Origin of the sequence: Saccharopolyspora sp. NPDC047091, from assembly GCF_040643635.1 — a bacterium.
Taxonomy (GTDB): domain Bacteria; phylum Actinomycetota; class Actinomycetes; order Mycobacteriales; family Pseudonocardiaceae; genus Saccharopolyspora_C.
The window spans coordinates 46,577-68,346 of record NZ_JBEYUS010000024.1; the positions used below are offsets into that span (position 1 = coordinate 46,577).

Here is a 21,770-nt window from a genome sequence, read left to right on the forward strand (position 1 = left end):
CAGGAACGAGACATGGCGGAGCTGACGATCTCGTCGGACGAGATCCGCAGTGCGATCGAGAAGTACGTCTCCAGCTACTCCCCGGAGGTCAGCCGCGAGGAGGTCGGCGTCGTCACCGATACCGGTGACGGCATCGCCCATGTCGAGGGCCTGCCTTCGGTGATGACCGAAGAGCTGCTGGAGTTCCCCGGCGGCGTCTACGGCGTGGCGATGAACCTGGAGGCTCAGGAGATCGGCGCGGTCATCCTGGGCGAGTCCGCTGGCATCGAAGAGGGCCAGGAGGTCAAGCGGACCGGCAAGGTGCTGTCCATGCCGGTCGGCGACGGCTTCCTCGGCCGCGTGGTGGACCCGCTGGGCGAGGCCATCGACGGCCTCGGCGAGATCAAGGCCGAGAGCCAGCGCGCGCTGGAGCTGCAGGCCGCCACGGTCGTGCAGCGCCAGGGCGTCGCCGAGCCGATGCAGACCGGCATCAAGGCCATCGACTCGATGACCCCGATCGGCCGCGGCCAGCGCCAGCTGCTGATCGGCGACCGCAAGACCGGCAAGACCACGGTCGCGGTCGACACGATCATCAACCAGAAGGGCAACTGGGACAGCGGTGACCCTGCCAAGCAGGTGCACTGCATCTACGTCGCGATCGGCCAGAAGGGCTCCACGATCGCCGGCGTCAAGAAGTCCCTCGAGGACGCGGGCGCGATGGAGTACACCACCATCGTCGCCGCCCCCGCCTCGGACTCGCCGGGTCTGAAGTGGCTGGCGCCGTACGCGGGCTCCGCGCTGGGCCAGCACTGGATGTACCAGGGCAAGCACGTCCTGATCGTGTTCGACGACCTCACCAAGCAGGCCGAGGCGTACCGCGCGATCTCGCTGCTGCTGCGCCGCCCGCCGGGCCGCGAGGCCTACCCCGGTGACGTCTTCTACCTGCACTCCCGTCTGCTGGAGCGTTGCGCGAAGCTGTCGGACGAGATGGGCGCCGGTTCGATGACGGGTCTGCCGATCATCGAAACCAAGGCGAACGACGTGTCGGCCTACATCCCGACGAACGTCATCTCCATCACCGACGGCCAGTGCTTCCTGCAGTCGGATCTGTTCAACTCCGGTCAGCGCCCCGCGATCGACGTCGGCATCTCGGTGTCCCGCGTCGGTGGTTCCGCGCAGATCAAGGCGATGAAGTCGGTCACCGGCTCGCTGAAGATCGACCTGGCGCAGTTCCGCGAGCTGGAGGCGTTCTCCGCCTTCGCCTCGGACCTGGACGCCGCATCGAAGGCGCAGCTGGACCGCGGTGCCCGCCTGATGGAGCTGCTCAAGCAGGGCGCAGGCGACCCGCTGCCGGTCGAGGAAGAGGTCGTCTCGCTGTTCCTCGGCACCAAGGGCCACGTCGACACCGTTCCGGTCGGCGACGTGCGGCGCTTCGAGTCGGAGTTCCTCGCCTACCTGCGCCGGACCCACGAGTCGCTGCTCAAGGACATCGTCGAGAGCAAGAAGCTCTCCGACGACGGCCAGAAGCTGATCGTGGACTCGGTGGAGGAGTTCAAGAAGCAGTTCACGACCTCCGACGGCACCTCGCTCACGCAGGAGGCCGACGCCGAGGCGATGGACGCGGGCGCGGTGGGCCAGGAAACCGTCCAGGTCAACAAGCCCGCCCCGAAGAAGTGACCGGGTAGCCATGGCCAATCTTCGAGAACTGCGAGACCGCATCCGGTCGGTCAAGTCGATCCGGAAGATCACCAAGGCGCAGGAACTGATCGCCACCTCCCGCATCATGCGGGCCCGGACCAGGGTCGAGGCGTCCCGGCCGTACGCGGCCGAGATCACCAAGTCCCTGTCCGAGCTGGCAGGCGCGAGCTCGCTGGACCACCCGCTCCTGGTGGAGCGGGACAACCCCAAGCGGGCCGCGGTGCTCGTGGTGACCAGTGACGGCGGCCAGTGCGGCGGCTACAACTCCAACGTGCTGCGCGCGGCGGAGGAGCTGCAGAGCCTGCTCCGCGAGCAGGGCAAGACCCCGGTGCTGTACGTGATCGGCCGCAAGGGCGACGCGTACTACCGGTTCCGCCAGCGCCCGGTCGCGGCCAGCTGGACCGGCTTCGCCGAGAAGCCCGGCTACTCGGATGCCGCCGAAGTGGGGGAGACCCTGGTCAAGGCGTTCCTCGCGGGCGCCGACGACTACCTCGACGACGGCGGGCCGGACGGTACGCTGGGCGTGGACGAGCTGCACATGGTGCACACCGAGTTCGTCTCGATGCTGACCCAGCGGCCGACCGTCACGCGGATCGCCCCGCTGGAGGTCGAGTACTCCGACGAGCCGAAGAAGCCGCGGTCGGTGTACGACTTCGAGCCGGACGCGGACACGTTGTTCCGGGCCCTGCTGCCGAAGTACATCAACACCCGGATCTTCGCCGGGCTGCTGGACTCGGCGGCGTCCGTCTTCGCGGCACGTCGTACCGCGATGAAGGCGGCCACGGACAACGCGGACGAACTGATCCGCAACCTCAGCCGTGAGGCCAACCAGGCCCGCCAGGCCCAGATCACCCAGGAAATCAGCGAGATCGTCGGTGGTGTCGAGGCGCTCTCGTCAGCAGGAAGTGAGTGACATGACTGCGACTGCCACTAGCACGGCTACTGGCACCGGCCGCGTCGTCCGGGTTCTCGGCCCGGTCGTGGACGTCGAGTTCCCGCGCGACCAGGTGCCCGACCTCAACAACTCCCTCACCGTGGACATCACGGCCGAGGCCATGGCGAAGACGCTGACGCTCGAGGTCGCACAGCACCTCGGCGACAGCGTGGTGCGCTGCGTCTCGATGCAGCCGACCCAGGGCCTGGTCCGGGGTGTCGCGGTGCGCGACTCCGGCGAGGGCATCTCGGTGCCGGTGGGCGACGTGGTCAAGGGCCACGTGTTCAACGCCCTCGGGCACTGCCTCGACGAGCCGGGCTACGCCTCGGACGCCGAGCGCTGGTCCATCCACCGCAAGGCCCCGGCGTTCGACCAGCTCGAAGGCCGCACCGAGGTGCTGGAGACCGGCATCAAGGTGATCGACCTGCTCACCCCGTACGTGCAGGGTGGCAAGATCGGCCTGTTCGGCGGTGCGGGTGTCGGCAAGACGGTGCTCATCCAGGAGATGATCCGCCGCGTCGCCAAGAACTTCGGTGGCACCTCGGTGTTCGCCGGCGTCGGCGAGCGCACCCGTGAGGGCAACGACCTCTGGGTCGAGATGGCGGAGTCCGGCGTGCTCGCCGACACCGCCCTCGTCTTCGGGCAGATGGACGAGCCGCCGGGCACCCGCATGCGGGTCGCCCTGTCGGCGCTGACCATGGCGGAGTACTTCCGCGACGTCCAGAACCAGGACGTGCTGCTGTTCATCGACAACATCTTCCGGTTCACCCAGGCAGGCCAGGAGGTGTCCACCCTGCTGGGCCGGATGCCTTCCGCGGTGGGTTACCAGCCGACGCTGGCCGACGAGATGGGTGAGCTGCAGGAGCGGATCACCTCGACCCGCGGCAACTCGATCACCTCGATGCAGGCGATCTACGTGCCCGCGGACGACTACACCGACCCGGCGCCGGCGACCACCTTCGCCCACCTGGACGCGACGACGGAGCTGTCCCGGCCGATCTCGCAGATGGGCATCTACCCGGCGGTCGACCCGCTGACCTCCAGCTCCACCATTCTGGACCCGGCCGTCGTGGGCGACGAGCACTACCGCGTCGCCCAGGAGGTCAAGCGGATCCTCCAGAAGTACAAGGAGCTGCAGGACATCATCGCCATCCTCGGCATGGACGAACTGTCCGAAGAGGACAAGGTGACGGTGCAGCGGGCGCGGCGCATCCAGCGCTACCTGTCGCAGAACTTCTTCGTGGCGAAGCAGTTCACCGGGCAGGACGGCTCCTTCGTGCCGGTGAAGGAGACCATCGAGGCGTTCGACAAGCTCTGCAAGGGCGACTTCGACCACTACCCGGAGCAGGCCTTCCTGTCCATCGGTGGTCTGGAGGACCTGGAGCAGGCCTACAAGAAGCTCACCGAGAAGTGAGCCCCGGTCTTCGCCGCGGTGCACCCACCGCGGCGAAGACCCATCGGCAGGGGTCGGGGTCCGGTCACGGGCCCCGGCCTTCTTTTTCGCCCTTCCCAGAGGAAGGGAACCTTCCGGTCACCCGTGACCGGAAGGTTCCCCTGCTCGCACCCCTCCGGATGTGACGCGGCCCTGCTCGGCCCGTCACCAGGGCCCGCCTGGCGTTGGCTAGACTGCGGGCTGTACACCCGACAAAGGAGACGCGCGTGGCCAACATGTCCGTCCAGCTGGTCGCTGTCGAGCGCCGCCTGTGGTCTGGTGAGGCGACCACCGTCGTGGCCCAGACGACCGAAGGCGAGATCGGCATCCTGCCGGGGCACGAGCCGCTGCTCGGCCAGCTCGTCGAGGGTGGCGTCGTGAAGATCACGACCATCGACGGCGACACCGTGACCGCCGCCGTCCAGGGCGGATTCCTGTCCGTCACCGCCGACGGCGTCAGCGTCCTCGCCGAGTCGGCCGAACTCGCCCAGGAGATCGACGTCGCGCAGGCGCGCACCGACGCGAAGAGCGACGACGAGGAAGCGCGCACGAGAGCGCTGAGCCGACTCCGGGCGGCCGGGCAGTCGGTCTGACGGGCCGCGAACATGGGCTCCGCGGGCGTGTGGTCGATCATCGTTTTCGGGCTGGTGCTGCTCCTGGCGGCCGCGGCCCTGAGCGTGGTGCTGGCCGCGCGCCGGCGGTTGCAGCAGTTGCGCGCCGGCGGGATCGACGTGGCGCTGCGGCTGCGCACCGATGACCGCGGGCGGGGCTGGCACCTCGGTGTCGCGCACTACCGCGGCGAGGAGTTCAGCTGGTACCGGGTGCTGAGCCTCAGCTCGGGCCCGAACTGGGTGGTGAACCGCCGCGAGGTGGAGATCGCCACCCGCCGCGAACCGTCCGCGTCCGAGGTGTACGCGCTGCCGCAGGCCGCGACCGTGCTGCACCTGACCGGTCGCGGTGAGGAGCTGGAGGTCGCGATGGGCGCGGACGCGCTCACCGGCTTCCTGTCCTGGTTGGAATCCGCGCCGCCCGGACGTTCCGTGCCCTGGGCTTCCTGATCCCCGAACGTGCAGCGCCCCCTCTTCGGAGGGGGCGCTTTTTCGCGCGTCGGGGGTGGATGAAGGGAACCTTCCTGTCACCGGTGACAGGAAGGTTCCCTTCATCGCACCGGGTGCGCGGTGCCGCCGTGTTCGGCGCAGAGGTCGCGGAGCAGACCGAGGAACACCTCGGCGAGCTCGGTGGGGGAGTGCGCGGGCAGCACGGCGTGCACCCGCCGGAACAGCGCGGGCTCGTCGAGTTCCCGGGTGACGGTGCCCGGCACGTCGCCGATGGCGAGCCGCGGCAGGAAGGCGACGGCGACTCCGGCGGACACCACGGCCTGCGCGACGGCGTACGACTCGGATTCGAACGGGACGTGCGGGGTGAACCCGGCGGTGCGGGCCAGGTCGTCGAGCTGGCGCCGGTTCGGCAGTTCCCGCGGCGCGCACGCCCACGCGTCGGCGGCGAAGTCCCGCAGCACCAGCGGGGATCCACCGGTGGCGGCCGGGTGGCGTTCGGGCAGCACGGCGAGCACCGGGTCGTCGAGCAGCGGCACCAGTCGCACCCCGGCGGGCGGGTGCAGCGGTTCGCCGTAGGAGGCGACGAGCGCCAGGTCCAGTTCGCGTTCGGCGACGAGCGCGTTGCCCTCGGTGGGACCGAGGTCCACGACGGACAGCTCGCTGTCCGGGTGCAGCCGGTTCAGCGCGGCCAGGGCCTCGGGCAGCAGCCGCACGCCCGCGGTGGGGAAGGCGCCGAGCCGCAGCCTGGTGCGGTGCAGCCGGAGGTGCCGCGCCCGGTCCGCTTCGGCGCCGCGCAGGGCGTGCGCGATCCGGTCGGCGCGTTCGGCGAGCTGTTCCCCGAGTGGGGTGAGCCGGACACCGTGCGGGAGGCGTTCGACGAGCGCGGTGCCCGCTTCCCGCTCCAGCCGGGCGAGCTGCTGGGACACCGCGGGCGGGGTACGCCCGGTGAGCTCGGCGGCACGGGTGACGCTGCCGCCCTCGCGCAACGCCAACAGCAGCAGCAACTTCGCCGGATCCATGAAGCTCCACTTTAGCCATCGGAAGCCGGGGTAACTGGCGGTGAAGGCTCCGGCTCGGAAAGACTGGTCGCATGATGGACGCGACCCCGGACAGCGGCCGGTTCACGATCACCGCCGAATCGATCGCCGGTGCGGACGCCACGGCCGCGCTGGAGCAGTACGTCGCCGAGCTGGCGCAGGTGTTCCCCGCCGGGTTCGACCCGGGCCGGGCGGCGCCGCCGGAACCGGGCGATTTCGCGCCGCCGCGCGGCCGCTTCCTGCTGGTCCGGGACGCGGCGGGCGCGGTGCGGGGCTGCGGCGCGGTGCGGGTGCTGGAGCCCGGCATCGCGGAGATCCGGCGGATGTGGATCTCCCCGGTGCTGCGTGGTCGCGGCGCAGGCCGGGCGTTGCTGGCCGAGCTGGAGCGCAGCGCGGCGGAGCTGGGGTGCGGGGTGGTGCGCCTGGACACCGCCGCCGAGCTGCACGCCGCGCGCGCCCTGTACGGCTCGGCCGGTTACGCGGAGATCCCCGCCTACAACGACAACGAGTACGCCCGGCACTGGTTCGAGAAGGTGCTGGGCTGAGCGCTCCTAAGCTGGGCGCATGCACATCGAGATCGCCGAGTTCGACCACCCCGACGCGCAGCGGCTGATCGAGGAGGTCCAGCAGGAGTACGTGGGCCGCTACGGGCGCCGGGACGAGACGCCGATCGACTCGGGCCAGTTCAGCGCCCCGCACGGGACGTTCCTGCTCGGCTACCTCGAGGCGGAACCGGTCGCGATCGGCGGCTGGCGGGTGTACGACCCGGCGGAACCGGAGTTCGAGGACGGCGACGTCGAGCTCAAGCGGATGTACGTCTCGCCCGCGGCGCGCGGTCGCGGCCTGGCGCGGCGGCTGCTGGCCGAACTGGAAGGACGGGCCGCCGACGCCGGGCACAAGCGGGTCCTGCTGGAGACCGGGAACCGGCAGCCGGAGGCCATCGCCCTGTACCGCTCGGCGGGCTACGCGGGCATCCCCGCGTTCGGCCCGTACCGCGACGACCCCGACTCGGTGTGCTTCGCCAAGCAGCTGTGAGCGTCAGGCGCCGCCGCCCGGGCGCCACAGCACGTCGCCGTCCGGGTTGGCGACGCGGGCGAGGATGAACAGCAGGTCGGAGAGCCGGTTCAGGTACTTCGCGGCGAGCGCGTTGCTGCGCTCCGCATCGACCTCGAGCAGCGCCCACGCGGAGCGCTCGGCGCGCCGGGCCGTGCACCGCGCCTGGTGCAGCAGCGCACCGCCGGGGGTGCCGCCGGGGAGGATGAACGAGTTCAGCTTCGGCACCCGCGCGTTGTACTCGTCGCACCAGCCTTCCAGCCGGTCGACGTAGTCCTGGGTGACGCGCAGCGGCGGGAACTCCGGATCCGGCACCACCGGGGTGGCCAGGTCGGCGCCCACGTCGAACAGGTCGTTCTGCACGGTCCGCAACACCTCGACGATCGCCGCGTCGAAGGTCGCGGTGGCCAGCGCCACGCCCAGCACCGAGTTCGTCTCGTCCACGTCGGCGTAGGCGACCAGCCGCGGGTCGGTCTTGCTGATCTGCGAGTTGTCCGAGAGCCGGGTGGTGCCCGCGTCTCCGGTCCGCGTGTAGATCTTCGTCAGGTGTACGGCCATGCCCCCAGGGTAGGTGCCGCAGGTCCGGTGATCGTGCGATGAAGGGAACCTTCCGGTCACCGGTGGCAGGAAGGTTCCCTTCATCGCACGGCCGCGCGACGCGGCGCACCCGCCACGGACGGGGCGGCGCCCGGCCCGTAACCTGCTGTTCGTGAGTGAGCACTTCCGCGTGCACGGCGGGGCGCGCCTCGTCGGCGAAGTCGATGTGGTCGGCGCGAAGAACAGCGTGCTGAAGCTGATGGCGGCCGCGCTGCTGGCCGAGGGCACGACGACGATCACCAACTGCCCGGAGATCCTGGACGTCCCGCTGATGGGCGACGTGCTGCGCAGCCTGGGCTGCGAGGTCGACATCGACGGCCGCACCGCGTACATCACGACGCCCGCGGAGATCAGCCACGAGGCGGTGTCGCCGTCGATGGGCAAGCTGCGCGCCTCGGTGTGCGTGCTGGGCCCGCTGGTGGCGCGGTGCCGCAAGGCCGTGGTGACGCTGCCCGGTGGCGATGCGATCGGTTCGCGCCCGCTGGACATGCACCAGAGCGGGCTGCGGCAGCTGGGCGCGACCAGCCACATCGAGCACGGCGCGGTGGTGGCCGAGGCGGAGAACCTGCGCGGCGCCCAGATCTGGCTGGACTTCCCGAGCGTCGGCGCCACGGAGAACATCCTGATGGCCGCGGTCCTCGCCGAAGGCACCACGATGATCGACAACGCGGCTCGCGAGCCGGAGATCGTCGACCTGTGCGTGATGCTGCAGCAGATGGGCGCGAAGATCGAGGGCGCGGGCACCTCGACGCTCACCGTGCACGGCGTGACCTCGCTGAAGGCGGTGGAACACCGGGTCATCGGCGACCGCATCGTGGGCGCCACCTGGGCGTTCGCCGCGGTGGCGACCCAGGGCGACATCAAGGTGCGCGGGGTGGACCCGCAGCACGTGAACCTGGTGCTGGAGAAGCTGCGCAGCGCGGGTGCCGAGGTCGTGGTGGGCGATGAGGAGTTCCGCGTGGTCGCGGACCGCCGCCCGCTGGCCGTGGACTACGTGACGCTGCCGTACCCGGGGTTCGCGACGGACCTGCAGCCGATGGCGCTGGCGCTGTCCGCGGTCGCCGACGGCACCTCGATGATCACCGAGAACCTGTTCGAGTCCCGCTTCCGGTTCATCGAGGAACTGGTGCGGATGGGTGCGGACGCGCGCACCGACGGGCACCACGCGGTGGTGCGCGGGTTGGAGCGGCTCTCCAGCGCCCCGGTGTGGGCGTCGGACATCCGCGCCGGGGTGGGCCTGGTGCTCGCCGGGTTGTGCGCGGACGGGGTGACCGAGGTGTGGGACGTGTTCCACATCGACCGCGGCTACCCGAACTTCGTGGAGAACCTGCGGGGCCTGGGCGCTTACATCGAGCGCGTCACGGACTGATCGGCCGACGGCCGGGCCGCCCGAGGCTCGGCCGCTCCCAGCGGTTCCGCGATCGCCGCTGCCGATCACTGCCCGCCTGCGAACCCGCCCTGCAAGTCTCGGCCGTTTCCCGTCAGCGGCGAAGCCGCTGAGCTGACGACCACCCACGACACCGGCACCGTCGCGGGTTCTCAGCGGTTTCCTCGCGAGGACAGCGTTTCTCATGTGGCGGAGCCACCTGTGAAAACGATCCCGCAGCGAGGGGACCGCTGAGGTTCCGCCACTCTCCCCACCTCGCAACAGGAGTTGGGGAGATCACCCGCTCTCGAAAGCCACCCGGAGGCCGAGGGCGATCATCACGGTGCCGGTGGCGCGCTCCAGCACGAGCTTCACCTTCCGGCGGCTGAGCAGGGTGCGCATGCCGCCGACCAGCCAGGACGCCACCCGCCAGTACACGAGCGCCACGCCCAGGAACGCCAGCGTGAGGACCATCGAGGTGAGCGCGCGCGGTTCGCCGGGCGAGATGAACTGCGGCAGCAGCGTCAGGAACAGCAGGATGATCTTGGGGTTGAGCACGTTGCTGACCAGCCCCTGCCGGAACGCCGCGCGCCGCGTCAGCACCTCGCCGGCCGCCTGCGGTTCCGGCAGCGCCGCCGCGGGGGCCTCGTGCCGGTTCCGGATGCTCTTCCACAGCGTCGTCGCGCCGAGCCACACCAGGTAGGCGGCGCCGCCGAGCTTGAGGGCCGTGTAGGCGACGGCGGAGGCCGCCAGCAGCGCGGAGAGCCCCGCGACCGAGATCGCCGCGTGCACCAGCAGCCCGGCGCAGCAGCCCAGCCCGGTCCACCACATCCCGGTCGACCCGCCGCGGATGCTGTTGCGCAGCCCGAGGGCCATGTCGGGGCCGGGGGCGACGGTCACCACGATCACGAACAGCACGAAGGGCACTAGTTGAGCCGGCACCAGCGAAGGATAAGGAGCCGGGGCCCGCTCCGTCACGTGATCCGGGGGCGCCGCGACGGGCGCCACACCGGCACGGGGCCGAAACCGGTCAAACCCGCCGTTCGTGCAAGCAGAGCAGCTGGTAGGCGGCGATGGACTGGGCGTCGGTGATCGCGCCGCCGCGGATCATCCGCTCGAATTCGGCGCGGTCGAACCAGGCCGCCCGCATGTCCTGCTCCTCCGGTTCCCGCTCGTGCTCGCCCGCGGTGAGCCCGGTCGCCAGGTAGACCCGGCCGCGCTGGCTGGACATGCCCGGCGCCACGTCCAGCTGCCCCAGGTCGGTGAGCCGCGCGGCGCGCAGCCCGGTCTCCTCCCGCAGTTCGCGGGCGGCGAGTTCGGCGGTGTCCACTTCGGCGCGGTCCGGCGCGGTGCCCTGCGGGAATTCCCAGCGGCGCCGGCCCAGCGGGTAGCGGAACTGCTCGACCAGGTGAATCCGGTCGCCGTCCAGCGGGATGATCAACGCGTAGTCCGGTTTGTCCACCACGCCGTAGATCCCGTCGGACCCGTCGGGGCGGCGGATGCCGTCCTCCCGGACGGTCATCCACGCGTTCGCGTACACCTCGCGGCTGCTCGTCGTGCGCATCCGCCCATCGTGCACCGCCCCGCCGCGCGCTGATCGCGCGCCGTGCGCGGAAGGGAACCTTCCTGTCACGGGTGCGCGGAAGGGAACCTTCCTGTCACGGGTGCGCGGAAGGGAACCTTCCTGCCACCCCGGCTCAGTTGAGCTTCGACCGCCGCAGCCCGTACCCGAGGTACACGGCCAGCCCCGCCACCATCCAGATCCCGAAGACCAGCCAGGTGATCCAGTCCAGCCCGAGGATCAGGTAGGCGCACAGCGCGACCCCGAGCAGCGGCACCCACGGCATCAGCGGGGTGCGGAAGGACCGTTCCAGGTCGGGTTTGCGCCGCCGCAGCACGATGACGCCGATGTTGACGACGCCGAACGCGACGAGCGTGCCGATGCTGGTGGCGTCGGCGAGGCTGCTCAGCGGCACCACGGAGGCGAGGGCGGCCACCAGCAGTCCGACGATCATGGTGTTGTGCGCGGGCACGGCCCGGCGGTTGACCGCGGACAGCTTCGCGGGCATCAGGCCGTCCCGGGACATCGACACGAGGATGCGGGTCTGCCCGTACAGCACGGTGAGCACCACGGAGGCGATGGCGACGACGGCGCCGAAGGCCAGCAGCACCGCGGGCCAGCCCTGCCCGGTGACGATCTCCAGCGCGGTGGCCAGCGAGGCGTCCGAGCCGCCGAGCACGTCGGTGCCGACGGCGCCGACGGCGGCGAACGCGACGACGACGTAGACCAGGGTGACGATCGCCAGCGAGATCATGATGGCCCGCGGCAGGTCCCGCTTCGGGTTCCGCGCCTCCTCACCGGCGGTGGAGGCGGCGTCGAAGCCGATGAACGAGAAGAACACCGCGGACGCGCCCGCGGAGATCCCGGCGACGCCCGCGGGCGCGAACGGGGTGAGGTTGTCGGAGCGGAACGCGGTCAGCGCCACGCAGACGAAGAACACCAGCACGCCGATCTTGAGCAGCGTGGTGGCGGTGGTGACGGCGGCACTCTCCCGCACGCCCATCATCAGCACGGCCGTGGCGAGCAGCACCACGATGACGGCGGGCACGTTGACCACGCCGCCTTCGCCGGGTGGCGCGGACAGCGCGTCGGGCAGGGTGAGCCCGATGGTGCCGCGCAGGAACTCGTTGAGGTAGCCGCCCCAGCCGACCGCGACCGCGGCCACCGAGACGCCGTACTCCAGCAGCAGGCACCAGCCGCAGACCCAGGCGACGAGCTCGCCGAGCGTGGCGTACGCGTAGGAGTAGGCCGAGCCGGAGACGGGGACGCTGCCCGCCAGCTCGGCGTAGGACAGCGCGGAGCAGAGCGCGGCGAGTCCGGCGAGCACGAACGACACCACCACGGCCGGTCCCGCGGCGGGCGCGGCTTCCGCGAGCACCACGAAGATGCCGGTGCCGAGGGTGGCACCGACCGACAGCGCGATGAGCGGCACCAGTCCGAGCGTGCGGTGCAGCGCGGTGTGCGAGCCGTCGTCGGCGATGCGCTCGACCGGTTTGACTCGGGTGAACAGCTGGGCGTACGACACGGGAACGCACGGTAGACCCGATGCGACTGGTGATCTTTCGAAGGTTCGCCTGCCCTGAACCGGCATGGGTGCTCGACATCGTGATCGCCGCCCGTACCCTGTGCCGGGTGCGTCTTGTCATCGCTCGCTGCAAGGTCGATTACGTCGGCCGCCTCACCGCGCATCTGCCCATGGCGCAGCGCCTGCTGCTGGTGAAGGCGGACGGTTCGGTCTCGGTGCACTCCGACGACCGCGCCTACAAGCCGTTGAACTGGATGAGCCCGCCGTGCTGGCTCATCGAGGATCCCGGCGTGTGGACGGTGCAGAACAAGGCCGGCGAAAAGCTGGTGATCAGCCTCGAAGAGGTGCTGCACGATTCCAAGCACGAGCTCGGTCCGGAACCCGGCCTGGTCAAGGACGGGGTGGAGGCGCACCTGCAGCAGCTGCTCGCCGAGCACGTGACGACGCTCGGCGACGGGTGGTCGCTGGTGCGCCGCGAGTTCCCCACCGCGATCGGCCCGGTCGACCTGATGTGCCGGGATTCGGACGGCTCCAGCGTCGCGGTCGAGATCAAGCGCCGCGGCGAGATCGACGGGGTGGAGCAGCTGACCCGCTACCTGGAGCTGTTGAACCGGGACCCGCTGCTGTCGCCGGTGGCGGGCGTGTTCGCCGCGCAGCAGATCAAGCCGCAGGCGCGGACGCTGGCCGAGGACCGCGGCATCCGCTGCGTGACCTTGGACTACGACCAGCTGCGCGGGATCGAGCCGGACGAGTTCCGGCTGTTCTGAGCGGCCTCGTCCACCGCCGTTCGAACGTTTGTTCACTCCGCTGAGTGATGATTTCCGCGGTCGGGCGCGGAACACTGGAGTCATGATCAGTCCGGTGTTCCGCGCCCTTCGTGTTCCTCCGGGTTCGTCCCGGCAGCTCCGCCCCATCGGTCCCGGTCGTGCCGGCGCCAGGTGTTCGGCGGGGTCGGCGGGGTCGGCGAGGTCCGGCGGCGCCTCCGCGCGCACCGCCCGCCGCGGTGTCGTCGTCCCGGGGTGCGCGCGGGCGCGTGATCCGGCCGGGGCGGGACGTGCTGTCGGCGACTCGGGTTGATTTCCGTTGTCTCCTGTGGACTGCGCCCGCGCGGGGGTGGTGGATTCACCGTCCGCGTCGGATCGGCGTCGGTTCGTGGTGGTTGTCGAGTGCTGGTCCGGCGGCTGACTGTCCGTGATGTTTCCGCTGCTCGGGGGAGTGTCGATACCCCCGAAAGGTGACGCTCAACGAATTGGTATCGGTCCAGTGTGAGTGGTCCCACTGTGCGGTAGTGTCCGTCTGCCGCCGATCGGGTGGTGATTATCGTTGGACTTTGTTGGGTCTGGAGGTGGGGTGGCCGTGAACGTGCTAGCCCAAGAAGAGTTGCGGCTCGATGCCAGCGCGGTCGACTACGTGCTGCTCGCGCTGTACTTCGCGTTCGTGCTCGGCATCGGCTATCTCGCCCGGCGCTCGGTTTCCACGAGCTTGGACTTCTTCTTGTCCGGGCGTGCCTTGCCCGCGTGGGTGACGGGGTTGGCCTTCATCGCGGCGAACCTGGGCGCGATCGAGATCATCGGCATGTCGGCGAACGGCGCCGAGTACGGCATGCCGACCATGCACTACTTCTGGGTCGGTGCGGTCCCCGCGATGCTGTTCCTCGGCATCGTGATGATGCCGTTCTACTACGGCTCGAAGGTCCGCAGCGTCCCCGAATTCATGCTGCGGCGGTTCGGGAAGCCGGCCCACCTGGTCAACGGCATCAGCTTCGCCGTCGCCCAGGTGCTCATCGCGGGCGTCAACCTGTACCTGCTGGCCAGCATCGTGAACGTGCTGCTGGGCTGGCCGCTGTGGGTCTCCGTGCTGGCGGCCGCCGCGATCGTGCTCACCTACACCGCGCTCGGCGGGCTGTCGGCGGCGATCTACAACGAGGTGCTGCAGTTCTTCGTGATCGTCGCGGCGCTGCTGCCGCTGACCCTGGTCGGCCTGCACAAGGTCGGCGGCTGGGACGGCCTGGTCGAGAAGATCAGCGCCAGCCCCGGCGGGGCCGAGCAGCTCTCGGCGTGGCCGGGCACCGAGCTCACCGGCTTCACCAACAGCTTCCTGAGCGTGCTGGGCATCGTGTTCGGCCTCGGCTTCGTGCTCGCCTTCGGCTACTGGACGACGAACTTCGTCGAGGTGCAGCGGGCGATGGCGTCCAAGAGCATGTCCGCGGCCCAGCGCACGCCGATCATCGGCGCCTTCCCCAAGCTGCTGATCCCGTTCATCGTCATCATCCCCGGCATGATCGCGGGCGTGGCGGTGCAGGAGCTCGTCGCCTACAAGGCGACCGAGACCGGCAGCGTGGACTACAACGACGCGATCCTGCTGCTGATGCGCGACCTGCTGCCCAACGGCATCCTCGGCGTGGCGCTGGCCGGTCTGCTCGCCTCGTTCATGGCCGGCATGGCGGCGAACCTGAGCTCGTTCAACACGGTGTTCACCTACGACATCTGGCAGGCGTACATCGCCAAGGACCGGCCGGACCAGTACTACCTGAAGATGGGCCGCTGGGTCACCGTCGGCGCCACCGTGATCGCCGTCGGCACCGCGTTCATCGCCTCCGGGTACTCCAACCTGATGGACTACCTGCAGCAGCTGTTCTCGTTCTTCAACGCGCCGCTGTTCGCCACGTTCATCCTCGGCATGTTCTGGAAGCGGATGACCCCGACCGCCGGTTGGCTCGGTCTGGTGCTGGGTACCGTCTCCGCCATCGCGGTGTTCGGCCTCTCCGAGGTCGGCGTGCTGGACCTGCCGGGCCAGGGCGCGAGCTTCGTCGGCGCCGGTGCCGCGTTCGTGGTCGACATCGTGGTCAGCGTGGTGGTCAGCCTGGTGACGCGGCCGAAGCCGGAAGCGGAACTGGTCGGCCTGGTGTACTCGCTCACGCCGCGCACCAAGCTGCAGGCCTCCACTTCGGGCGAGGACGCGGGCTGGTACCGCAAGCCCGGCCTGATGGCGGGCATCGTCCTGGTGATCACCATCGTGCTCAACATCGTCTTCGGCTGACCGGAGGAACCCCATGGCCACTGAGACAAGCAAGCGCACCGCGGGCGCCTTCGACATCCGATTGATCATCGCCGTGCTGTTCTTCCTGTACGGCTTGGTGCTCACCGTGCTCGGGGCCACCGCGAGCCCCGAAGACGTGGCGAAGGCCGCGGGCATGAACATCAACCTCTGGAGCGGGGTCGGCATGCTCGTGTTCGCCGTCCTGTTCGCCCTGTGGGTCCGGTTGCGGCCCATCGTGGTGCCTGCGGACGTCGCGGAGGAGCCCGCGACCGAGCACTGACCGGGACGCTCCGGCCCTTTCTCCGGCCGGAGCACCGGCCCGCACGCGGCGTCGTCGACCCACGGCCTTCGGCCTGGTCGGCGGCGCCGCTTTCGCACGCCCCGGGCTGGCGGCGCGGCCCGGTTCCGCGCTCTGCCGAGCCCCTGCCGCGCCGCCGGTGCGCGGCGGACCGGCGGCGGGTCGGGGCGACCGTCCGGCCGGGCCAGGACTTCGCGCCGTTCACATGCGAACCCGGCATTCGTCCGCAGAACCTGCCGCTGAGCGCGGGATTTCCGTAGGCTGCCGATTCACAACGACCATTGACACGGTGGGAGGCAGCACATGACCCGGACCGCCAGCGGCGAGGCCGAGCCGATGGCCGCAGCGAGCTCAGCGCAGACCACGTTCGACTCGCTCGACCCGCGTACCGGCGAAGTCGTGGGCCGGTACCCGCTGCACGACGCCACCGAGGTCAACGAGATCGTCGAATCCGCCCGGGTCGCCGGGCGGTGGTGGGCGGAACTCGGCTTCGCGGAGCGGAAGAAACGACTCGACCAGTGGCGCGCGCTGCTGGTGCGCGGCATCGACGAGCTCGCCGGGGTGATCTGTTCCGAGACCGGCAAACCGCTCGACGACGCCCGGCTCGAACTGGTGCTGGTGATCGACCACCTGCACTGGGCGGCGAACAAGGCCGAGAAGGTGCTGCGGCGCCGCAAGGTCGGCTCCGGCGTGCTGATGGCCAACCAGGCCGCCACCGTCGAATACGTTCCGTTCGGCGTCGTCGGCGTCATCGGCCCGTGGAACTACCCGGCGTTCACACCGATGGGATCGATCGCCTACGCGCTCGCGGCGGGCAACTCGGTGGTGTTCAAGCCCAGCGAACTCACCCCCGGCGTCGGCCGCTGGCTGGTGGACAGCTTCGCCGAGGTCGTACCCGAGCACCCCGTGCTCGCCCTCACCACCGGCTTCGGCGACACCGGTGCCGCGCTGTGCGCCTCCGGCGTGGACAAGGTGGCGTTCACCGGCTCCACCGCCACCGGCAAGCGCGTGATGGCGGCCTGTTCGGAGACGCTGACCCCGGTGCTGGTCGAGTGCGGCGGCAAGGACGCGCTCATCGTCGACTCCGACGCCGACCTCAAGGCCGCCGCCGAAGCCGCCGTCTGGGGCGGCATGTCCAACGCCGGGCAGACCTGCATCGGCGTGGAGCGGGTGTTCGTGGTGGAGGCGGTCGCAGACCGGTTCCTCGAACTCGTCGCCGAACGCGCCAAGAAGCTCCGGCCGGGCGGGGAGCCCGGCGCCGACCTCGGGCCGATCACCATGCCCTCCCAGGTCGAGGTGATCCGCAGGCACGTCGACGAGGCGCTCGACGGGGGAGCGCGGGCCGTCGTCGGCGGCAAGGACTCGGTGCGGCCCCCGTTCGTCGAACCGGTGGTGCTCGTCGACGTCCCGGCCGGCTCCGCGGCGGCGGTCGACGAGACCTTCGGCCCCACCCTCGTGGTGGAACGCGTGCGCGACGCGGACGAAGGCGTCGAGCTCGCCAACCAGGGCGACTACGGCCTCGGCGGGACCGTCTTCTCGCGCTCCCGCGGGGTCGAGCTCGGGCGGAAGCTGCGGGCCGGGATGGTCGCGGTCAACTCGGTCATCGCGTTCGCCGCGGTGCCCGCGCTGCCGTTCGGCGGCGTCGGTGACTCCGGGTTCGGGCGCATCCACGGCGAGGACGGACTGCGCGAGTTCGCCCGGCCGCAGTCGATGACCCGCACCAAGTTCCGCATCCCGCTGAACCCGATGACCTTCGCCCGCTCCAAGGGCACGGTGCGCGCGGTCGTGCGGCTGATCCGCCTCACCCGCGGGCGCTGACCGGACGAGGGCGCCTTCCGGTCACCGCGTGGTGACCGGGAGGTCTCCTTGCCGCGCCGGACGATCCGGACTGACCAGGCCCGACGGCACCGCTGCGCGCTCAGCTGACCGGAAGGTTCCCTTCCTCGTACCAGTGACCGGAAGGTTCCCTTCTGCGCAGCGGTGACCGGAAGGTTCCCTTCCTCGCACCGGTGGATGCCTTCCGCCGTGGCGGCTGCGGGCGTCGAGGTCCGTGCTCCGCCGTGACCGGAAGGTTCCCTTGCTCGCGCGCAGCAGCGGCCCCGCCTCGTCCGTGACCGGAAGGTTCCCTTGCTCGCGCGGGTGGCAGGACGGTTCCCTTGACGTCGTCCGTGACCGAAAGGGTCCCTTCCTCGCACCGGGGCCGGGCGGTTCCCGGTGACCGGAAGGTTCCTTTCCGCTCGTTTCGCGACGGCGGAGTTCCCTTGTCCGCACCGGCGGTGGTCGGTGTGCTGCGGGGGCACGCCGCGTAACCTGCCCGCTCGGGTGATCGACTGCGCGCCGCGGGCGGGCCGAGAGGTGCCGCGCGGCCCCGGTGGGGGTGAGGATTGTGCGGAGGCGGCTGCTCCGGGCGCATCCGGTCGGGTCGCCCGAACGTTCCAGCGAGACCGGTCGTCGGCCAGGCGGCGCCGCGGTCGCGATCCGGCGGCGAGGAGACCAACGGTGAAGAAGATCATCAACGATCCGGCGGCGGTGGTCGGCGATGCGCTGCGCGGCATGGCCGCCGCGCACCCGGAGCTGCTGCGGGTGCGCACCGACCCGGCGTTGATCGTGCGCGCGGACGCGCCGCAGGCGGGCCGGGTCGCGTTGATCTCCGGCGGAGGTTCGGGCCACGAGCCGCTGCACGGCGGGTTCGTCGGTCCGGGCATGCTCACGGCGGCCGTGCCGGGCGCGGTGTTCACCTCGCCGACGCCGGACGCGGTGCAGGCGGCGATCGCCGAGGCGGAGGCGGGCGCGGGCGCGCTGCTGCTGGTGAAGAACTACACGGGCGACGTGCTGAACTTCGAGACGGCGGCGGAGCTCGCGGGCCTGGAGGGCACCGATGTCCGCGCGGTGATCGTCGACGACGACGTGGCGGTGAAGGACTCGACGCACACCGCGGGCCGGCGCGGCGTGGGCGGCACCGTGCTGGTGGAGAAGATCGTCGGCGCGGCGGTGGAACGCGGCGTGGACCTGGCCGGGTGCGAGGCGATCGCCCGGCGCGTGGTGGGCCGGGTGCGGTCGATGGGCGTGGCGTTGACCGGTCCGACGGTCCCGCACGCGGGCACGCCGAGCTTCACGCTCGTCGACGACGAGGTGGAGATCGGCATCGGCATCCACGGGGAGCCGGGCCGGGAGCGCATCCCGCTGGAGAACGCCGACGGCCTGGTCGCGAGGCTGCTGGAGCCGATCTTGGCGGACCTGCCGTTCGAGGCGGGCGACGAGGTGCTGCTGTTCACGAACTCGATGGGCACGACGCCGCTGATCGAGCTGTACCTGGCGCACGGCGTCGCGGAGCGGCTGCTGGCGGAACGGGGCGTGCGGGTGCGCCGCAGGCTGGTCGGCCCGTACACGACGAGCCTGGACATGCAGGGCATGAGCCTGACGTTGCTGAAGCTGGACGACGAGCTCACCGAACTGTGGGACGACCCGGTGCGCACGGCTGCACTGCACTGGTGACGAGGACGGGTGAACTGATGGGTTGCACGGCACAGGACGTGATCGCCGCACTGCGGGCGGGCGCGGCGGTGGTCGCCGAACACCGGGACGAGCTGGTGGAGCTGGACCGGGTGATCGGCGACGCGGACCACGGCGAGAACATGGACCGCGGGTTCCGCGCGGTCGTGTCGAAGCTGGACACGGCGGCGCCGGAGACGCCGGGGGCGGTGCTCAAGCAGGTCGCCACCACGTTGATCTCCACCGTCGGCGGGGCGTCCGGCCCGCTGTACGGCACGGCGTTCCTGCGGGCGGCCTCGGCGGTGGGCGACGCGGCCGAGCTGGACGAGATGGCGCTCGTGTCGGCGTTGCAGGCCGGTCTGGAGGGCGTGGTGGCCCGCGGCAAGGCCGAACCGGGGGACAAGACGATGGTGGACGCGCTGGTTCCCGCGGTCGACGCGGCGACGGCCGCCGCCGCCGAAGGGGCCGGCTCGGAACGGGTGCTGGCGGTGGCCGCGGCCGCCGCGCACACCGGGGCGGCGTCCACCGAACCGCTCGTCGCCCGCAAGGGCCGGGCGTCCTACCTGGGAGAGCGCAGCGCGGGGCATGTGGATCCCGGCGCGCGCTCGACCGCACTGCTGTTGTCCGCGTTCGCCGAATCGAGGTCGTGATGGGTGTCGGTCTGGTCATCGTGTCGCACAGCGAGCGGCTCGCCGCGGGAGTCGCCGAGCTCGCCGCGCAGATGGCGCCGGAGGTGGCGGTGGTGCCCGCGGGCGGGCTGGCCGGGGGTGATCTGGGCACCGACTTCGACAAGGTGTCGGCCGCGCTGTCCGACGCCGACTCCGGCTCGGGCGTGGTGCTGCTCTACGACCTGGGCAGCGCGCAGATGACGGCGGAGCTCGCGGTGGAATCGCTCGGCGACCCGGACACGGCGATCGTCGCGGACGCGCCGCTGGTGGAGGGCGCGGTGGCCGCCGCGGTCGAGGCGCAGGGCGGCAAGGACCTGGACGCGGTGGCGCGCGCCGCGGTCGCCGCCGGGGTCGGGTCCGACATCGAGCAGCCCGCCCCCGCCGGGGAGACGATCACCGAGGAGCTGGAGCTGCACAACGAGGTCGGGTTGCACGCCCGTCCGGCCGCGCTGCTGGCCCGCAGCCTCACCGGGCTGCAGGCGGACGTGCGGGTGCGGCTCGACGACGCGGAGGCCGACGCGGCGAGCGTGCTGGGCCTGATGGGCCTCGGCGCCCGCAAGGGCGACCGGGTCACCCTCGTCGCCGCGGGCCCCGATGCGGGTGAAGCGATGCGCAGGATCCGAGACCTGGTGAGCACCAACTTCGGCGATTGAGGCTTGGCTCGTTCTGCTCTTCGGGGCGGGGGCGGAACCTCAGCTGGTCCCTCGCTGCGGGATCGATTTCACAGGTGGCTCCGCCACATGAGAAATCGCTGTCCTCGCGAGGAACCAGCTGAGAACCCGCGGCGGTGCGAGTTGCTCGGGTGGTCGGCGGCTCAGCGGCTTCGCCGCTGACAGGAAAAGGACGCGACTCGCGCAAGTGCAGCGGCGAGCACGCATGCGGTGGCCCTCGCGGTTCCCGGCTGCTGCCTCGCGAAGGCGGTGGTTTCTCCGGTGGCGGAGACGGTCGTGACGATGATTCCTCGGGGGCGGAAGCAGCCGAGGGTCCACCACCCGACCCCGAAGCCGCGGGGGCGGTGGGGCGGCCGGTTAGGGTGAGGCGATGCCGTCTCGTTCGTGGTTCCGAGGCCTGCCGGTGTTGCTGCTGTCGCTGGTGCTGGCCGCGGGATGCAGCGCAGGCGCGCAGCGGTCGCCCGCTCCCGCGTCGGATCGCGATGCGGCGGACCGCGCGGCGGCGCTCGGTGATCCCCGCACCGTCGACCCGTGTTCGCTGGTCGATGACGCCGCGCTGGCGCGCTTCGGCGAGGTGCGCGATGCGGGGACCGTGTCGTTGGACTACTGCCTGCTGCGGGTGCGCACGAACGACGGTGCCTTCGCGCAGGTGAAGGTCGGCGAGCTCGCCCCCGAACCTCCCGGCCGGTCCGATCCGGTGGTGGGCGAGGCGGTGCCGCGCATCGCGCAGGAGGCGCCGCTGCCGGGCCACTGCACCCGGCGGGTGCTGCTGGGGGACCGGTCGGTGCTGGTGAGCGCCGACCAGCTCGCCGGTGGCCCGGGCGTCGAGCTGTGCGGGATGGCGCAGGCGGGGGCGGAGCAGGCCGCGACCGCGCTCCGCGAGCACCGGGTCGAACACCGCGCGTACCCGCCGAATTCGCTGGCGCTGCTCGATCCGTGCCGGGTGCTGCCGACCGATGTGGTGCGGCAGGTTCCGGGGCTGGAGGAGGCCGAACCGGTGGCGGCGCCGGGCGGCCACCGCTGCCAGTGGGGCCCGGACGACGCGACGGCGCCGCGGGTGCAGCTGGTGCACACGGCCGGTGCTCCGCCGGAGGTGCTGCACGCCACGGCGGTGGAGGAGCAGATCGCGGGTCGCCGCACCGTGACGAGCGTCGTCGGTGGCGACCCGTCGACGCCGCTGTGCTCGGCGGAGACGGGGCACGTCCCGTTCGGTCCGCCCGGCGCCGATCAGGTGGAGGTGGCGATGCTCGTCGTCGCCTACCCGGACGGCGACGGGCTGGACGCCTGCGAGTTCGCGCGGGGGCTCGCGGAGCGCGCTTGGCCGGCGCTGCCGCCGGTCTAACGCCTGCGGCGCGGGCGGTT

At 71.1% G+C, this 21,770-nt stretch carries 21 protein-coding genes; 16 read left to right on the forward strand and 5 right to left on the reverse strand.

Translation table 11 applies throughout. From position 1 onward, the window contains the following. Positions 1 to 12 precede the first annotated feature (12 nt). The 5 genes from atpA to ABZ805_RS13320 all read left to right on the forward strand — a co-directional run bounded on the left by atpA (position 13) and on the right by ABZ805_RS13320 (position 5,101). Positions 13 to 1,656, forward strand: coding sequence for a F0F1 ATP synthase subunit alpha (gene atpA / locus ABZ805_RS13300; protein WP_358438809.1), 1,644 nt, complete (start codon positions 13 to 15; stop codon positions 1,654 to 1,656). A gap of 10 nt (positions 1,657 to 1,666) precedes the next feature. After that, complete coding sequence (locus ABZ805_RS13305; protein ID WP_358438813.1) at positions 1,667 to 2,590, forward strand: F0F1 ATP synthase subunit gamma; 924 nt, start codon at positions 1,667 to 1,669, stop codon at positions 2,588 to 2,590. Between the two features lies 1 nt (position 2,591). After that, entirely contained in the window at positions 2,592 to 4,025 is a 1,434-nt protein-coding gene (gene atpD / locus ABZ805_RS13310; protein WP_224956408.1) for a F0F1 ATP synthase subunit beta, read from the forward strand. 245 nt (positions 4,026 to 4,270) lie between these two features. Further along, entirely contained in the window at positions 4,271 to 4,636 is a 366-nt protein-coding gene (locus ABZ805_RS13315) for a F0F1 ATP synthase subunit epsilon (RefSeq protein ID WP_358438815.1), read from the forward strand. A gap of 12 nt (positions 4,637 to 4,648) precedes the next feature. Beyond that, the gene (locus tag ABZ805_RS13320) at positions 4,649 to 5,101 is read left to right on the forward strand and encodes a DUF2550 domain-containing protein (protein ID WP_358438817.1); all 453 of its coding nucleotides are present in this window, start codon (positions 4,649 to 4,651) and stop codon (positions 5,099 to 5,101) included. A 101-nt stretch (positions 5,102 to 5,202) separates the two neighbouring features. Here ABZ805_RS13320 and ABZ805_RS13325 read toward each other — a convergent pair whose 3' ends face one another. Further along, a complete protein-coding gene (locus tag ABZ805_RS13325) occupies positions 5,203 to 6,120 on the reverse strand; it encodes a LysR family transcriptional regulator (protein ID WP_358438819.1) in 918 nt (305 codons plus the stop codon). Between the two features lie 71 nt (positions 6,121 to 6,191). Between ABZ805_RS13325 and ABZ805_RS13330 the strand changes: the two genes are divergently transcribed. Together ABZ805_RS13330 and ABZ805_RS13335 are read left to right on the forward strand one after the other, a co-directional pair. Then, on the forward strand, positions 6,192 to 6,683 hold the full coding sequence (locus tag ABZ805_RS13330) for a GNAT family N-acetyltransferase (RefSeq protein ID WP_224956412.1): 492 nt from the start codon (positions 6,192 to 6,194) through the stop codon (positions 6,681 to 6,683). Positions 6,684 to 6,702: 19 nt separating this feature from the next. Continuing rightward, positions 6,703 to 7,173: a GNAT family N-acetyltransferase gene (locus ABZ805_RS13335; protein ID WP_358438822.1), complete on the forward strand. Its 471-nt coding sequence runs from the start codon at positions 6,703 to 6,705 to the stop codon at positions 7,171 to 7,173. 3 nt (positions 7,174 to 7,176) lie between these two features. On the opposite strand, the gene ABZ805_RS13340 is transcribed toward ABZ805_RS13335, so the two are convergent. Further along, entirely contained in the window at positions 7,177 to 7,749 is a 573-nt protein-coding gene (locus ABZ805_RS13340; RefSeq protein ID WP_358438824.1) for a cob(I)yrinic acid a,c-diamide adenosyltransferase, read from the reverse strand. Between the two features lie 151 nt (positions 7,750 to 7,900). On the opposite strand from ABZ805_RS13340, the gene murA reads away from it, so the two are divergent. Beyond that, on the forward strand, positions 7,901 to 9,157 hold the full coding sequence (gene murA, locus ABZ805_RS13345) for a UDP-N-acetylglucosamine 1-carboxyvinyltransferase (RefSeq protein WP_358438826.1): 1,257 nt from the start codon (positions 7,901 to 7,903) through the stop codon (positions 9,155 to 9,157). A gap of 294 nt (positions 9,158 to 9,451) precedes the next feature. Here murA and ABZ805_RS13350 read toward each other — a convergent pair whose 3' ends face one another. From ABZ805_RS13350 to ABZ805_RS13360, 3 genes are all read right to left on the reverse strand, one after another. Further along, entirely contained in the window at positions 9,452 to 10,096 is a 645-nt protein-coding gene (locus ABZ805_RS13350) for a LysE family translocator (protein WP_358438828.1), read from the reverse strand. Positions 10,097 to 10,184: 88 nt separating this feature from the next. After that, positions 10,185 to 10,718 (reverse strand): NUDIX hydrolase, encoded by a 534-nt coding sequence (locus tag ABZ805_RS13355; RefSeq protein ID WP_358438830.1) that lies wholly within the window; start codon positions 10,716 to 10,718, stop codon positions 10,185 to 10,187. Between the two features lie 133 nt (positions 10,719 to 10,851). Further along, positions 10,852 to 12,240 (reverse strand): amino acid permease, encoded by a 1,389-nt coding sequence (locus tag ABZ805_RS13360; RefSeq protein WP_358438832.1) that lies wholly within the window; start codon positions 12,238 to 12,240, stop codon positions 10,852 to 10,854. A gap of 107 nt (positions 12,241 to 12,347) precedes the next feature. On the opposite strand from ABZ805_RS13360, the gene nucS reads away from it, so the two are divergent. The 8 genes from nucS to ABZ805_RS13400 all read left to right on the forward strand — a co-directional run bounded on the left by nucS (position 12,348) and on the right by ABZ805_RS13400 (position 21,750). Further along, complete coding sequence (gene nucS / locus ABZ805_RS13365) at positions 12,348 to 13,007, forward strand: endonuclease NucS (protein ID WP_358438834.1); 660 nt, start codon at positions 12,348 to 12,350, stop codon at positions 13,005 to 13,007. 589 nt (positions 13,008 to 13,596) lie between these two features. Further along, a complete protein-coding gene (locus ABZ805_RS13370; protein WP_358438837.1) occupies positions 13,597 to 15,279 on the forward strand; it encodes a sodium:solute symporter family protein in 1,683 nt (560 codons plus the stop codon). Positions 15,280 to 15,292: 13 nt separating this feature from the next. Continuing rightward, positions 15,293 to 15,559, forward strand: a complete 267-nt coding sequence (locus ABZ805_RS13375; protein ID WP_358438840.1) for a hypothetical protein — start codon at positions 15,293 to 15,295, stop codon at positions 15,557 to 15,559. Between the two features lie 321 nt (positions 15,560 to 15,880). Continuing rightward, on the forward strand, positions 15,881 to 17,395 hold the full coding sequence (locus tag ABZ805_RS13380) for an aldehyde dehydrogenase family protein (protein WP_358438843.1): 1,515 nt from the start codon (positions 15,881 to 15,883) through the stop codon (positions 17,393 to 17,395). Between the two features lie 681 nt (positions 17,396 to 18,076). Beyond that, positions 18,077 to 19,072, forward strand: a complete 996-nt coding sequence (dhaK, locus tag ABZ805_RS13385; protein ID WP_358438846.1) for a dihydroxyacetone kinase subunit DhaK — start codon at positions 18,077 to 18,079, stop codon at positions 19,070 to 19,072. A gap of 17 nt (positions 19,073 to 19,089) precedes the next feature. Next, positions 19,090 to 19,719, forward strand: coding sequence for a dihydroxyacetone kinase subunit DhaL (gene dhaL / locus ABZ805_RS13390; protein ID WP_358438849.1), 630 nt, complete (start codon positions 19,090 to 19,092; stop codon positions 19,717 to 19,719). Continuing rightward, positions 19,719 to 20,390 (forward strand): dihydroxyacetone kinase phosphoryl donor subunit DhaM, encoded by a 672-nt coding sequence (gene dhaM, locus ABZ805_RS13395; protein ID WP_358438852.1) that lies wholly within the window; start codon positions 19,719 to 19,721, stop codon positions 20,388 to 20,390. The genes dhaL and dhaM overlap by 1 nt, the downstream gene beginning before the upstream one ends. Before the next feature lie 388 nt (positions 20,391 to 20,778). Further along, a complete protein-coding gene (locus tag ABZ805_RS13400) occupies positions 20,779 to 21,750 on the forward strand; it encodes a DUF3558 family protein (RefSeq protein ID WP_358438855.1) in 972 nt (323 codons plus the stop codon). The last annotated feature ends 20 nt before the right edge of the window (positions 21,751 to 21,770 follow it).